Source organism: Pseudomonas sp. 1176_21 (assembly GCF_052850635.1).
This window is the reverse complement of record NZ_VXCV01000007.1, coordinates 260514-275129: the sequence shown is the minus strand read 5'-3', so window position 1 is coordinate 275129 and position 14616 is coordinate 260514. Positions and strand designations below refer to the sequence as shown.

Here is a 14616-nt window from a genome sequence, read left to right as displayed (position 1 = left end):
CAAAAAAAATGCCCCGTATCCTGCGATACGGGGCATTGGCACTACCGGGCAGTTACCTGCCCTGCTGCATCATCAGACGCCCGACGCCTTGGCGGCGGCAACGTCCTTGATCGACAGCTTGATACGGCCGCGGTTGTCCACGTCCAGTACCAGTACTTCGACTTCCTGGCCTTCTTTCAGTATGTCGGTCACTTTCTCGACGCGAGCATCGCTCAGCATGGAGATGTGAACCAGACCGTCCTTGCCCGGCAGGATGTTGACGAATGCACCGAAGTCGACGATGCGCTCGACCTTGCCGACGTAGATCTTGCCGATCTCGGCTTCGGCAGTGATGCTCAGAACGCGCTGGCGCGCAGCTTCTGCAGCATCCTTGGTTTCGCCGAAGATCTTGATCGAACCGTCGTCTTCGATATCGATCGACGCCTTGGTTTCTTCGCAGATGGCACGGATGGTTGCGCCGCCCTTGCCGATGACGTCGCGAATCTTGTCGGTGTCGATCTTCATCGCGATCATGGTCGGTGCGTTTTCCGACAGCTCGGTACGCGACTGGCCAATGATCTGGTTCATCTGGCCGAGGATGTTCAGGCGCGCTTCCAGGGCCTGGCCCAGGGCGATTTCCATGATCTCTTCGGTGATGCCGTTGATCTTGATGTCCATCTGCAGCGCGGTCACACCCTTGGCGGTACCGGCTACCTTGAAGTCCATGTCGCCCAGGTGGTCTTCATCACCCAGGATGTCGGTCAGGATGGCGAACTTCTCGCCCTCTTTGACCAGACCCATGGCGATACCGGCTACCGGCGCCTTCATCGGTACACCAGCGTCCATCAGGGCCAGGGAAGCGCCACAGACCGAAGCCATCGAGCTCGAACCGTTGGATTCGGTGATCTCCGACACCACGCGGATGGTGTACGGGAACACGTCGGCGGCCGGCAGCATTGCCTGGACCGAACGACGGGCCAGACGGCCGTGACCGATTTCGCGACGACCAGCACCGCCCATGCGGCCACACTCGCCCACCGAGAACGGCGGGAAGTTGTAGTGCAGCATGAAGGGGTCTTTGCGCTCGCCTTCCAGGGTATCCAGCAGCTGTGCGTCACGTGCAGTACCCAGGGTCGCAACGACCAGGGCCTGGGTTTCGCCACGGGTGAACAGGGCCGAACCGTGGGTTTTCGGCAGCACGCCGACTTCGATGTTCAGCGGGCGCACGGTCTTGGTGTCGCGACCATCGATACGTGGCTTGCCGTTGACGATGTTTTCGCGAACGGTGCGGTATTCGATTTCACCGAAGATCTCTTTGACTTCAGCGGCAGTCGGCTGGCCTTCTTCGCCGGAGAACTTGGCGATGACCTGCTCGCGCAGCTCGCCCAGGCGAGCGTAACGGTCGGCCTTGACGGTGATGGTGTAGGCATCGGACACCGCGGCACCGAATTCGCCACGAATGGCGCTCAGCAGCGGGGTGTTCTCGGCCTTGGCAGTCCAGTCCCAGGTAGGCTTGGCGGCTTCGGCAGCCAGCTCCTTGACGGCCTGGATCACGGCCTGGAATTCGTCGTGGGCGAACAGCACGGCGCCCAGCATCTGGTCTTCGGTCAGCTCCTTGGCTTCCGATTCGACCATCAGCACGGCGTCGGAGGTACCGGCAACGACCATGTCCAGGCTCGAGGCAGCCAGTTGCTCGTAGGTCGGGTTCAGCAGGTAGCCGGTGCTTTCGTGGAAAGCGACACGGGCGGCGCCGATAGGGCCTTCGAACGGAATGCCGGAGATGGCCAGCGCAGCCGAGGTACCGATCATGGCAGCGATGTCCGGATCGGTTTTCTTGCTGGTGGAAACGACGGTGCAGACAACCTGCACTTCGTTCATGAAGCCTTCAGGGAACAGCGGACGGATCGGACGGTCGATCAGACGCGAGGTCAGGGTCTCTTTCTCGGAAGGACGACCTTCACGCTTGAAGAAACCACCAGGGATCTTGCCGGCGGCGTAGGTCTTTTCCTGATAGTGAACGGACAGGGGGAAGAAGCCTTTGCCTGGATCGGCCTGTTTGGCACCGACCACGGTCACCAGCACGGTGACATCGTTGTCGACGGTGACCAATACGGCGCCGGACGCTTGACGAGCAATACGGCCCGTCTCGAGGGTAACGGTCGATTGACCGAACTGGAATTTCTTGATTACCGGGTTCACGGTTTCCTACCTTCTTCAGTGGCTCTGGGGGAACTGGTTCTTGCGAATTCTTGGGCAGCACAGGGAATCGGCCCTGTTGGCAGTCCAGATAAAACTAGAGGTTGGGAGCCTGCCCTGCCCTTGCGGTAAACCGCGCGGGCGAGGCAGACAGCCAACCTCATAGATACGCGCGGCGTGCTCACCCGCGCGGGGGCCGAAGCCCTCGGCGGATGACAGCAGCACGCCGTGCACACCACTGACCAGGCCGCTATTAGCGACGCAGGCCCAGACGACCGATCAGGGCGCTGTAACGAGTGGTGTCTTTACCTTTCAGGTAGTCCAGCAGCTTGCGACGCTGGTTTACCATGCGGATCAGACCACGACGGGAGTGGTGGTCTTTACCGTTGGCCTTGAAGTGGCCTTGCAGCTTGTTGATGTTGGCGGTCAGCAGGGCAACCTGCACTTCCGGGCTACCGGTGTCACCGGCTGCTTGCTGGTATTCGCCAACGATCTTTGCTTTTTCTTCAACGCTGAGTGCCATCTGGCTTCTCCAATATCAAGGGAAACCGTACACACGGTTTCCAATAGGCCAGGGACAGATCCCTGTATTTAAAAGTGAGGCGTGACCGTGCCTATTGACAGCCATCCTCTTGCCCGCCAGTGCCGGGCCTGAACCCGACACTGAAGGTTTCGATCATTCCGACCGAATCAGTCGACGTGGCGCAATGCGCCCGTCTTCGCTCACTTCACCGATACCGATGAAACGACCGTTGTGATCCTGCACGCGGACCATGCCGAACTTCGGCGCATCCGGTGCACGTACCGGCTGACCATGCAGCCAGTAGAACGCGCTGTGCTCGGAGAAGTGCAGCAACGGCCAGTCCTGCAACCCGCTGTCCGATGGCATCAGGAAGCGGTCGACCGCTTCGTTGCCACCTTCGGCGTGCACCTGCTCGAGCTCTTCGAGGGTGACGGTCTGGGCCAGTTCGAAGGGGCCTGCATGCGTACGGCGCAGTTCTGCAACATAGGCGCCGCAGCCCAGCTGCTCACCGATGTCCTCTACCAGCGTACGGATGTAGGTGCCCTTGCTGCAGCCTACCGAGAGGCGTACCCGGGTGCCTTCGCACTCGAGCAGCTCCAAGCGGTTAATAGTAACAGAACGCGCTTCACGCTCCACTACTTCGCCTGCACGTGCCAGCTTGTACAGCGGCTGGCCATCGCGCTTGAGCGCCGAGTACATCGGCGGTATCTGGCTGATTGGACCACGAAACTGTGGCAGTACGGCTTCAACGTCGCTGCGACCAACGGTCACTTCGCGGGTTTGCAGAATTTCGCCTTCGGCGTCGCCCGTGTTGGTGGTCTGCCCCAGTTGCATCACCGTCTCGTAGCCCTTGTCGGACTCGAGCAGGTATTGCGAGAACTTGGTCGCCTCGCCGAAGCACAGCGGCAGCACGCCACTGGCCAGCGGGTCGAGGCTGCCGGTATGTCCGGCCTTCTCGGCGTTGAGCAGCCAGCGCACCTTCTGCAGGGCAGCATTGGAGGTGAACCCCAACGGCTTGTCGAGCAGGATGATGCCGCTGACGTTACGACGGATACGCTTGACCTGAGCCACCGCTTACTCCTTGGTGTCCAGGGGGGTATCGTCGGACTTGTGCTGGCTGTCCTCGGCGACCGCGCGCTCGATCAGTGCCGACAGATGGGCACCGCGGGTCACGCTCTCGTCGTAGTGGAAGTGCAGTTGCGGCACGCTGCGCAGCTTCATTTCCTTGCCCAGTTGCATGCGCAGGAAACCGGCGGCGCTGTTGAGCACCTTGAGGCTTTGCTTGATGTCTTCTGCGCTGTCCTCGCCCATCACGGTGATGAACACCTTGGCGTGGCCGACATCGCGGCTGACGTCGACGGCGGTGATGGTCACCAGGCCGACGCGCGGATCTTTGACTTCGCGACGGATCAGTTGCGCCAGTTCGCGCTGCATCTGATCGCCGATACGTTGGGTACGGCTGTATTCTTTTGCCATGTTTTGCTACCTGTAACTAAAGCGGCAAACGCCCGGCCAGGCTTGGGCCTGACCGGGCGTTGCGTTCAGAGCCGCCGACCTGCGCCTTGCGGCGGGCGATCTGCGGCTCCCAAGCTCGCGGCTTAGAGCGTGCGAGCCACTTGGACTTTCTCGAAGACTTCGATCTTGTCGCCGACCTTGACGTCGTTGTAGCTCTTGACGCCAATACCGCACTCCATGCCGGCACGTACTTCGGACGCATCGTCCTTGAAGCGACGCAGCGACTCCAGTTCGCCTTCGAAGATCACCACGTCGTCGCGCAGTACGCGAATCGGACGGTTGCGGTAAACCACACCCTCGGTGACCATGCAGCCGGCGATGGCGCCGAACTTCGGCGAACGGAACACGTCACGCACTTCGGCGATACCCAGGATGTTCTCGCGAACATCGCTGCCGAGCATGCCGGTCAGGGCTTTCTTGACGTCTTCAATGATGTCGTAGATCACGTTGTAGTAACGCATATCCAGACCTTCCTGCTCGACGATCTTGCGCGCGCCGGCATCGGCACGCACGTTGAAGCCGAACAGTACTGCATTGGAAGCCAGGGCCAGGTTGGCGTCGCTCTCGGTGATACCACCGACACCGCCGCCGATCACGCGAACCTGTACTTCGTCGTTGCCAAGACCGCTGAGGGAGCCCTGCAGGGCCTCCAGAGAACCACGCACATCGGACTTGAGTACGATGTTGAGGGTCTTCTTCTCTTCCTGGCCCATGTTCTCGAAGATGTTCTCGAGCTTGCCAGCGTGGGCACGTGCCAGTTTGACTTCGCGGAACTTGCCTTGACGGAACAGAGCCACTTCACGGGCTTTCTTCTCGTCGGCAACCACGCTCAGTTCGTCACCGGCATCCGGGGTGCCATCCAGGCCGAGAATCTCGACCGGGATCGACGGGCCGGCTTCCTTAACAGGCTTGCCGTTCTCGTCGAGCATGGCCCGTACACGGCCGTAGTTCGAACCGCACAGCACCATGTCGCCCTGACGCAGGGTACCGTCCTGAACCAGCACGGTAGCCACCGGGCCACGGCCCTTGTCCAGGCGCGACTCGACCACGACACCACGGCCAGGGGCCGATGGGGTGGCCTTGAGCTCGAGGATCTCGGCTTGCAGCAGAACGGCTTCGAGCAGTTCGTCGACGCCGGTACCCATCTTGGCCGAAACCTTGACGAATGGCGTGTCGCCACCCCAGTCCTCGGAGGTCACGCCTTCGACGGCCAGTTCGTTGCGGATGCGGTCCAGGTCTGCACCTGGCTTGTCGATCTTGTTCACTGCAACGACCAGTGGAACACCTGCCGCCTTGGCGTGCTGTACCGCTTCACGGGTTTGCGGCATCACGCCGTCGTCCGCCGCGACCACCAGGATCACGATGTCGGTCGCCTTGGCACCACGGGCACGCATTGCGGTAAACGCGGCGTGACCCGGGGTGTCGAGGAAGGTGACCATGCCACGGTCGGTTTCCACGTGGTACGCACCGATGTGCTGGGTGATACCACCGGCTTCGCCGGCAGCTACCTTGGCACGACGGATGTAGTCGAGCAGGGAAGTCTTACCGTGGTCAACGTGGCCCATTACGGTCACGACCGGCGCACGGGAGAACGACTCGCCTTCGAACTTCAGGGACTCGGCCAGGGAATCTTCCAGCGCGTTGTCGCTGACCAGCGTGACCTTGTGGCCCAGCTCTTCGGCGATCAGCTGAGCAGTTTCCTGATCGAGCACCTGGTTGATGGTGACCGGAGTACCCATCTTGAACATGAACTTGACGACTTCAGCGGCCTTGACCGACATCTGCTGTGCCAGCTCGGAAACGGTGATGGTCTCGCCAATGGCCACGTCGCGGATAACCGGACCGGTCGGGCTCTGGAAGCCGTGGGCATTGCGCTTCTTCATCTTGCCCTTGCCACGGCCACCACGGCGGAAGCTGTCGCTTTCCTCTTCGGTGGTACGTGGGGCGGCACGTGGAGCTGGCGCCTTTTCCTTTTCCTTGACCTTGACCGATACGCGCGGGGCCTCGTTGCGGCGCTCGCCACCACGGCGGTCGTCGTCACGCGACTTGTCGTTGCGACGGGCGTCTTCGGCTTTCTTGCGCTCGACACCCGGGGCCGGAGCTGCAACCGGCTCGGCAGCTGCAGGCGCAGCTGTCACGGCCGGTGCTGCAGCGGCTGGCGCAGGGGCGCTGGCCGGCTGACGGCTGGCGGATTCTTCGGCACGTTTACGCGCTTCAGCTTCAGACTTTTCGCGTGCTGCGTTTTCAGCGGCACGACGTTCTTCCAGCTCGCGATTCTGCTCAGCCTGGATTTCTTCGGGGCTGCGCTGTACGAAAACTTTCTTCTTGCGTACTTCTACGCTGATGCTCTTGCTACCAGCAACACGCAGGGTGCTGGTGGTCTTGCGCTGCAAGGTAATCTTGCGCGGCTCTTCCACCTTCGCCTTGTGGCTGCTTTTCAAGTGGGTCAGCAGAGCCTGCTTCTCACTGTCGGTCACTACCTGACCGGCGTCGGTGTGCGGCAGACCTGCCTCACGCATCTGCTGCAGCAGGCGCTCTACCGGTGCAGCGACCTCTTGGGCCAATTCTTTCACCGTGACTTGCGTCATGCACTTCTCTCCTCAGGCCAGCCTACTTACTCGAACCAGTGGGCTCGGGCGGCCATGATCAACTTGCCGGCACGTTCTTCGTCGATGCCGTCGATGTCGAGCAGGTCATCAATCGACTGCTCGGCCAGGTCTTCGCGGGTAACCACGCCGCGCACCGCCAGTTCCGCCGCCAGATCCTTGTCCATACCCTCAAGCGAGAGCAGGTCTTCGGCCGGATGGGCGTCTGCCAGTTTTTCCTCAGTAGCGATGGCTTTGGTCAACAGGCGGTCCTTGGCACGCGCGCGGAGTTCGTTGACGATCTCCTCGTCGAAGCCATCGATGTTGAGCATTTCTTCCAGCGGTACGTAGGCAATTTCTTCCAGGCTGGTGAAACCTTCGTCAACGAGAACCTGCGCCAGCTCTTCGTCGACTTCCAGCTCTTCGATGAAGTTACGCAGAATGTCGCCGGTTTCAGCTTGTTGCTTGGCCTGGATGTCCGACTCGGTCATCACGTTCAGGGTCCAGCCGGTCAACTGGCTGGCCAGACGTACGTTCTGACCACCACGGCCAATGGCTTGCGCCAGGTTGTCCGCGGCTACAGCGATGTCCATCGCGTGGGCATCTTCATCAACGATGATCGCCGCGACTTCTGCCGGCGACATGGCGTTGATGACAAACTGGGCCGGGTTGTCGTCCCACAGGACGATATCCACTCGCTCGCCGCCCAACTCGCCAGACACTGCCTGTACGCGCGAACCGCGCATACCGATGCAGGCGCCTTGCGGGTCGATGCGCTTGTCCTTGGAGCGGACAGCGATCTTGGCGCGAGAACCCGGGTCACGGGAAGCCGCCATGACCTCGATAAGGCCCTCGGCGATTTCCGGCACTTCGATGCGGAACAGTTCGATCAGCATCTGGGGCGCGGTACGCGACAGGATCAGCTGCGGGCCGCGGTTTTCGGTGCGGATTTCCTTGAGCAGTGCACGTACACGCACACCGACACGGAAAGTCTCGCGGGAGATGATGTCTTCACGGGCCAGCAGCGCTTCGGCGTTGTTGCCCAGGTCGACGATCACGTTGTCACGGGTAACCTTCTTGACGGTACCCGAAATGATTTCGCCCAGACGCTCGCGATAGGCATCGACCACCTGTGCGCGCTCGGCTTCGCGGACCTTCTGCACGATAACCTGCTTGGCGGTCTGTGCAGCGATGCGGCCGAACTCGATGGACTCGATCTTCTCTTCGATGACATCGCCAACCTTGGCTTCAGGATGGGTTTCCTGAATCTTGCTTGGCCAGGTTTCGATCGCAGGATCGTCAAGATCCTCTTCCTCGACCACCGTCCAGCGACGGAAGGTCTCGTAGTTACCGGTGTGGCGGTTGATCTCCACACGCAGGTCGACTTCATCTTCGAAGCGCTTCTTGGTAGCAGTGGCCAGGGCCACTTCCAATGCTTCGAAAATCACGTCTGCCGGTACACCCTTTTCATTGGATACCGACTCAACAACCAGCAGTACTTCTTTGCTCATCGTACGCCTCGCCTTTCGCAAGCCATTGGGTCCGCACGAACTATCGGACCCGGCATGTCTCAGTCAAAACTGGGAATAATGTTGGCCTTGTCGATCATGTCGATCGGCAGAAGGAATTCGTGGTCATCTACCTGCACCACGACATCCTGCTCTTCCACACCGCGCAGAAGGCCCTGAAAATTACGTCGACCTTCGAAAGGCGAGCGCAGTTTAATCTTCACCTGCTCACCGACATACTTTGCAAACTGTTCAAGTGTGAACAGCGGGCGTTCCATGCCAGGAGAGGAAACTTCAAGGGTGTATTCAACGGAAATGGGATCTTCGACATCCAGAATGCCGCTGATCTGACGGCTGACGATGGCGCAGTCATCCACCAGCACACCGCCTTCTTTGTCGATATAAACGCGCAACATTGAGTGGCGGCCTTGAGCCGAAAACTCGATACCCCAGCATTCATAGCCTAGGGCCACGACCACCGGGGCCAACAAGGCCTGCAACTCTTCTAGCTTGCTCGACACCTGAACCCCCTTGTGCATGCTATGCAAATAAAAAATGGGCGAAGCGCCCATCCCTGATACGCCGGGTGAATACCGGCGCTGAGAACTGATCAGCTAACAAAAAGCCCCTGAAAAGGGGCTCTGCTGAAACTGGTTGCGGGGGCTGGATTTGAACCAACGACCTTCGGGTTATGAGCCCGACGAGCTACCAGACTGCTCCACCCCGCGTCAAAGCTGGGGCGAAAGTATACGACCGAACCCCGCGAGGGGTCAATCTAACCTCCACCTACAAGAAAGCCCGCTGTAGCGGGCTGTCTTGTTTCAATTGGTACCGAGAAGGGGACTCGAACCCCTACACCCTATGGGCACAACCACCTCAAGGTTGCGTGTCTACCAATTCCACCACCTCGGCAATACTACTTTGAAACCCGTTACTTCTGCTCTTGAGCTGGAGGTACATCGCCGGTGTTGCTGGCGGGTGCCTGTTGCTCCTGGAGCACCGGTACATCATCTGTTGCCGGTTTTTGCTGCTTCACTTCAAGTACCGCTGGATCTGGAAGCCCTACCTGAGTCAGCTGATGAGCTTTCTCTTTAGCAAAGTAACCTAACCCTAGGGCGGTTATGAAGAAACTGGCGGCAAGTATAGCAGTAAACTTACTAAGAAAGGTAGCAGAACCTTGGCTTCCGAACACAGTATTTGAAGCCCCTGCGCCGAAAGATGCACCTGCTTCCGCACCTTTACCCTGTTGCAGCAACACCAGCACTACCAAACCCAGTGCGCCCAACAGATGAAAAACTACTACGACTGTTTCCAGCATTTTTCAGTTTCCTGCGGCGCGACAAATTGCACCGAATTCGTCTGCGTTCAGGGAAGCTCCACCAATGAGCCCCCCATCGATATCCGGCATGCCGAACAGCTCAGCCGCATTGGCCGCCTTCACGCTGCCGCCGTATAGAAGCCGCACATTCATCGCGACCTCTGAATTCTTTGCCGCCAGTTGCTCACGAATGGCCTTGTGCACATCCTGAGCCTGTTGCGGGCTGGCCGTGAGGCCGGTGCCGATAGCCCATACAGGCTCATAGGCAATGATTGCACTGGCGAAGACCTCAACACCGAATGCGTCGATGATGCTGCTCAACTGACGCCCTACAACCTCAAGCGTCTTGCCAGCTTCGCGCTCCTCCAGGGTTTCCCCCACACAGAGCACAGGCTTCAACCCGCAAGCCTGAGCCGCAGCGAACTTGCGATTCAGCACTTCGTCGCTTTCGCCCAGTATCTGGCGACGCTCCGAGTGCCCGATCAGCACCAGCTCACATCCCGCATCGACCAGCTGACTCGGAGCAACCTCACCGGTCAGCGCGCCTTGCTGGGGCTCTACCGCAGAATCCTGAGCACCCACGGCTATCGACTTGCCCTGCAACCCTTCAATCGCTTGATTGATGTACAGGCAGGGCGGGAACACCGCGACTTCAACACCGCTCGGCAGGGCTAGATTGCTCAAGCCCTTGATCAGCTCAGCGACGCTGGCGCGGGTACCGTGCATCTTCCAGTTACCAGCTACCATAGGGCGACGCATGCTGTACCTCGTCGGTCAAAGTGGGCGCAGATGTTACCCAACCCGATCACCACTGGCAAGCGCTAATCAGGCGCAAACTTCAGTTACCAGCTTTGCCAGTTCCTCGGCATAGCCGCGCACCTGACTTTCGTCATCACCTTCGACCATCACACGCACCAGTGGCTCTGTGCCGGACTTGCGTAGCAGCACGCGACCACGACCCGCCATGGCCTCGGTGACCCGCTCGCAGGCCTGCTTGACCGCCGGGTGCTCGACAGGGTCTACCTTGCTCTCGCCAAAGCGAACATTGATCAGCACCTGCGGGCATTTGCGCAGCGCCTGACGGGCCTGAGCCAGGGTTTCACCGCGACGCTTGAGCGCCATCAGCACCTGCAGGGCAGCGATGATCGCATCCCCTGTGGTGGTATGACTGAAGCACACCACGTGCCCGGAATTCTCGCCGCCGATGTTCCAGTCGCGCTCCAGCAGTTCGGCCATCACATAGCGGTCACCCACCTTGGCACGCACAAACGGTATCGAGAGCTCCTGCAAGGCCAGTTCGAGGCCCAGGTTGCTCATCAGCGTACCCACAACGCCACCATTGAGCTTGCCACGCTCCTGGAGGTCACGGGCAATGATGAACAGCAATTCGTCACCATCGACGATCGCGCCGGTATGGTCGACCATCAGCACCCGGTCACCGTCACCGTCGAACGCGATCCCCAGGTCGGCATGCCCTACCAGCACCGCCGCCTGAAGCGACTCGATATGGGTCGAACCGCAGTTCTCGTTGATGTTGAGGCCATCCGGCTGCGCGGCCAGCACCGTGACATCGGCGCCGAGCTCGCGAAACACGCTGGGGGCCACCTTGTACGTGGCGCCGTGGGCGCAGTCGACCACCAGCTTGAGGCCGGCGAAATCGGTACTGGTCGGCACGCTGCTCTTGCAGAACTCGATGTAGCGGCCGGCCGCGTCGTTGATGCGCGACACCTTGCCCAGCTTGCTCGACTCGACCACGGTCATGGGCTTGTCGAGCAACTCCTCGATCATCTGCTCCACATCGTCGGGCAGCTTGGTGCCCTGACCGGAGAAGAACTTGATGCCGTTGTCGTCATGCGGATTGTGCGACGCACTGATGACGATCCCGGCTTCGGCATGGAAGGTGCGGGTCAGGTAGGCGATGGCCGGCGTCGGCATCGGGCCGAGCAGCAGCACATCTGCGCCCGCCGCCGACAGACCGGCCTCAAGGGCCGACTCGAACATGTAGCCGGAGATACGCGTGTCCTTGCCTACGAGCACCCGGCAGGCGCCGAGCTTGCGAAAGGCCATGCCTGCGGCCCAACCGAGCTTGAGCATGAAATCCGGCGTGATCGGGTATTCGCCGACACGGCCACGAATGCCGTCGGTACCAAAATATTTTCTGCTCATCGTGAAATGCTCCGTCACTCTTATTCGGCGGCTTCAACCGCTGCAATCATCCGTACCACGTCGACGGTCTCGGCAACATCGTGAACCCGCAGGATGCTCGCACCCCGGGTCATCGCCAGCGCAGCAAGCGCCAGGCTGCCATAAAGCCGCTCACCGACCGGACGCTCCAGCGCCAGGCCGATCATGCTCTTGCGCGAAACGCCCACCAGGAGGGGGCGGCCCAGGCGATAAAGGTCCTGCATATGCTTGAACAGGCTGAGGTTGTGCGCAAGCGTCTTGGCAAAACCAAAGCCCGGATCGAGCACAATCTTTTCGGCGCCGATACCCACCGAAGCACAGGCTGCCATGCGCTGCTCGAGAAACATCGCCACCTCGACGGTCACATCGTCATAGTGCGGGTTGTTCTGCATGTCGCCGGGCTCGCCGCGCATGTGCATAAGGCAGACCGGCAAACCGGTGGCTGCAGCGGCATCCAGGGCGCCATCGCGGGTCAGCGAGCGCACATCGTTGATCAGCCCCGCGCCCAGGCGGGCAGTCTCGCGGATCACCGCCGGCGTCGAGGTATCGACCGAGATGATGACATCCAGCTCGCGACTGATCGCCTCGACAATGGGTGCAACCCGCTCGAGCTCTTCGAGAGCAGTGACCACGCGTGCACCTGGCCGGGTGGACTCCCCACCGACATCGACAAGCGTAGCACCGGCCGCCACCATCGCTTCGGCATGGCGCAAGGCCGCATCACGCTGGGTGAAGCGACCGCCGTCCGAGAAGGAATCAGGAGTTATGTTGAGGATACCCATCACATGGGTACGGGAAAGGTCGAGAACCCGGTTGCCGCAAGGCAACCGGGTTGGGTACTGCTGTGAAGTCATGTCAACCCTTAGAGCTGCGCCGCCGGACCACCGATCGGGGACTCGGGGCGATCACCTTGCGTGGCAGAGGTGCCCGAAGTGCCCGAACCACCTTCCCAGTCACGGGGCTCACGCGGCTCGCGACCGGCCATGATGTCGTCGATCTGGTCGGCATCGATGGTCTCGTACTTCATCAGCGCATCGGCCATGGCATCGAGCTTGTCACGGTTTTCGGTGAGGATCTGCTTGGCAGTGGCATAGCACTGGTCGATGATGCTGCGCACCTCGGAGTCGATCAACTTGGCCGTCTCGCCCGAAACGCTGGCGTGCTGGGAACCGGCACTGCGGCCCAGGAACACTTCGCCTTCTTCTTCGGCGTACATCAGCGGGCCGAGTTTTTCCGACAAGCCCCACTTGGTGACCATGTTGCGAGCGATCTGGCTGGCTCGCATGATGTCGTTGGAGGCACCCGTGGTAACGCCATCGAAGCCAAGGGTCATTTCCTCGGCGATACGACCACCGTACAACGAGCAGATCTGACTGATCAGCGCACGCTTGGACAGGCTGTAGCGGTCCTCTTCCGGCAGGAACATCGTGACGCCCAGGGCGCGACCGCGCGGAATGATCGAGACCTTGTACACCGGGTCGTGCTCGGGCACCACGCGACCGACGATGGCGTGACCCGCCTCGTGGTAAGCGGTGTTCTGCTTCTCTTTCTCGGACATGACCATCGACTTGCGCTCGGCGCCCATCATGATCTTGTCCTTGGCCAGCTCGAACTCCTTCATCTCGACCACACGCTTGCCGCCGCGCGCAGCGAACAGCGACGCCTCGTTGACCAGGTTGGCCAGGTCGGCACCGGAGAAGCCGGGCGTACCACGGGCGATCACGGCAGGGTTCACGTTGTCGCCGATCGGCGTCTTGCGCATGTGCACCTTGAGAATCTGCTCGCGACCACGGATGTCGGGCAGGCCCACGACCACTTGGCGGTCGAAACGGCCTGGACGCAGCAACGCAGGGTCAAGCACGTCCGGACGGTTGGTAGCAGCGATCACGATGATGCCGTCGTTCATTTCGAAGCCGTCCATCTCCACCAGCAACTGGTTGAGGGTCTGCTCGCGCTCGTCATGACCACCGCCCATGCCGGCGCCACGGTGGCGACCGACGGCGTCGATTTCGTCGATGAAGATGATGCACGGCGCGTGCTTCTTGGCCTGCTCGAACATGTCACGTACACGGCTGGCACCGACACCCACGAACATTTCAACGAAGTCGGAACCGGAAATGGTGAAGAACGGCACCTTGGCCTCACCCGCGATGGCCTTGGCCAGCAGGGTCTTACCGGTACCGGGCGGGCCGACCATCAGCACGCCGCGCGGAATACGACCGCCCAGGCGCTGGAACTTGCCTGGATCACGCAGGAACTCGACCAGCTCGCCAACCTCTTCCTTGGCTTCATCGCAACCTGCGACGTCGGCCAGGGTAGTCTTGACCTGGTCTTCGGAGAGCAGGCGCGCCTTGCTCTTGCCGAAACTCATCGGTCCACCCTTGCCACCGGCACCGCCCTGCATCTGGCGCATGAAGAACATGAACACGGCGATGATGACCAGGATCGGGAAGCTGGCGACCAGCAACTGGGTCCAGATGCTTTGTTGTTCAGGCTGCTTGCCTTCGACCACGACGTGGTTGTCGACCAGGTCGCCGATCAGGCCGTTGTCGGCGATCGCGGGACGCACGGTCTTGAAGCTGTCGCCGTCGGTACGCTTACCAATGATGACTGCACCGTCGACCGTCACACGCTCGACCTTGCCATCCTTGACCTGCTGAATGAAGTCGGAATAGTTGAGGGTCTGCGGCTCGTTCGGGCTGGAGAAGTTGTTCATCACGGTCACCAGGACCGCGGCGATGATCAACCACAGGATCAGATTCTTTGCCATGTCGTTCAATTAGCTACCCTCTGAGGCAGGCCTTAGGC

The 14616-nt window shown here is 60.6% G+C and carries 12 protein-coding genes and 2 tRNA genes; all 14 read right to left on the bottom strand.

Annotated elements, in window-relative coordinates; translation table 11 throughout:
* Positions 1-72: 72 nt before the first annotated feature.
* Entirely contained in the window at positions 73-2178 is a 2106-nt protein-coding gene (gene pnp / locus FW760_RS18330) for a polyribonucleotide nucleotidyltransferase (protein ID WP_043863817.1), read from the bottom strand.
* A gap of 250 nt (positions 2179-2428) precedes the next feature.
* Complete coding sequence (gene rpsO, locus FW760_RS18325) at positions 2429-2698, bottom strand: 30S ribosomal protein S15 (RefSeq protein ID WP_010222985.1); 270 nt, start codon at positions 2696-2698, stop codon at positions 2429-2431.
* A gap of 153 nt (positions 2699-2851) precedes the next feature.
* Complete coding sequence (gene truB, locus FW760_RS18320) at positions 2852-3769, bottom strand: tRNA pseudouridine(55) synthase TruB (protein WP_043863818.1); 918 nt, start codon at positions 3767-3769, stop codon at positions 2852-2854.
* A 3-nt stretch (positions 3770-3772) separates the two neighbouring features.
* Positions 3773-4174 carry a 30S ribosome-binding factor RbfA gene (gene rbfA, locus FW760_RS18315; protein WP_043863819.1) on the bottom strand — a complete coding sequence of 134 codons (402 nt, stop codon included), beginning with the start codon at positions 4172-4174 and terminating at the stop codon, positions 3773-3775.
* A 122-nt stretch (positions 4175-4296) separates the two neighbouring features.
* Complete coding sequence (infB, locus tag FW760_RS18310; protein WP_054916541.1) at positions 4297-6801, bottom strand: translation initiation factor IF-2; 2505 nt, start codon at positions 6799-6801, stop codon at positions 4297-4299.
* A 26-nt stretch (positions 6802-6827) separates the two neighbouring features.
* On the bottom strand, positions 6828-8309 hold the full coding sequence (gene nusA / locus FW760_RS18305; protein ID WP_043863821.1) for a transcription termination factor NusA: 1482 nt from the start codon (positions 8307-8309) through the stop codon (positions 6828-6830).
* A gap of 59 nt (positions 8310-8368) precedes the next feature.
* Entirely contained in the window at positions 8369-8827 is a 459-nt protein-coding gene (rimP, locus tag FW760_RS18300) for a ribosome maturation factor RimP (protein WP_043863937.1), read from the bottom strand.
* A gap of 130 nt (positions 8828-8957) precedes the next feature.
* Positions 8958-9034, bottom strand: a tRNA-Met gene (locus FW760_RS18295).
* Positions 9035-9132: 98 nt separating this feature from the next.
* A tRNA-Leu gene (locus FW760_RS18290) sits at positions 9133-9218 on the bottom strand.
* A gap of 19 nt (positions 9219-9237) precedes the next feature.
* The gene (gene secG / locus FW760_RS18285; protein WP_078481335.1) at positions 9238-9624 is read right to left on the bottom strand and encodes a preprotein translocase subunit SecG; all 387 of its coding nucleotides are present in this window, start codon (positions 9622-9624) and stop codon (positions 9238-9240) included.
* Positions 9625-9627: 3 nt separating this feature from the next.
* A complete protein-coding gene (gene tpiA, locus FW760_RS18280; RefSeq protein WP_116052276.1) occupies positions 9628-10383 on the bottom strand; it encodes a triose-phosphate isomerase in 756 nt (251 codons plus the stop codon).
* 66 nt (positions 10384-10449) lie between these two features.
* Positions 10450-11790 (bottom strand): phosphoglucosamine mutase, encoded by a 1341-nt coding sequence (gene glmM / locus FW760_RS18275; protein ID WP_054916542.1) that lies wholly within the window; start codon positions 11788-11790, stop codon positions 10450-10452.
* A gap of 20 nt (positions 11791-11810) precedes the next feature.
* Positions 11811-12662, bottom strand: coding sequence for a dihydropteroate synthase (gene folP / locus FW760_RS18270; protein ID WP_043863824.1), 852 nt, complete (start codon positions 12660-12662; stop codon positions 11811-11813).
* Between the two features lie 8 nt (positions 12663-12670).
* Positions 12671-14578 carry an ATP-dependent zinc metalloprotease FtsH gene (gene ftsH / locus FW760_RS18265; RefSeq protein ID WP_043863825.1) on the bottom strand — a complete coding sequence of 636 codons (1908 nt, stop codon included), beginning with the start codon at positions 14576-14578 and terminating at the stop codon, positions 12671-12673.
* Positions 14579-14616 lie beyond the last annotated feature (38 nt).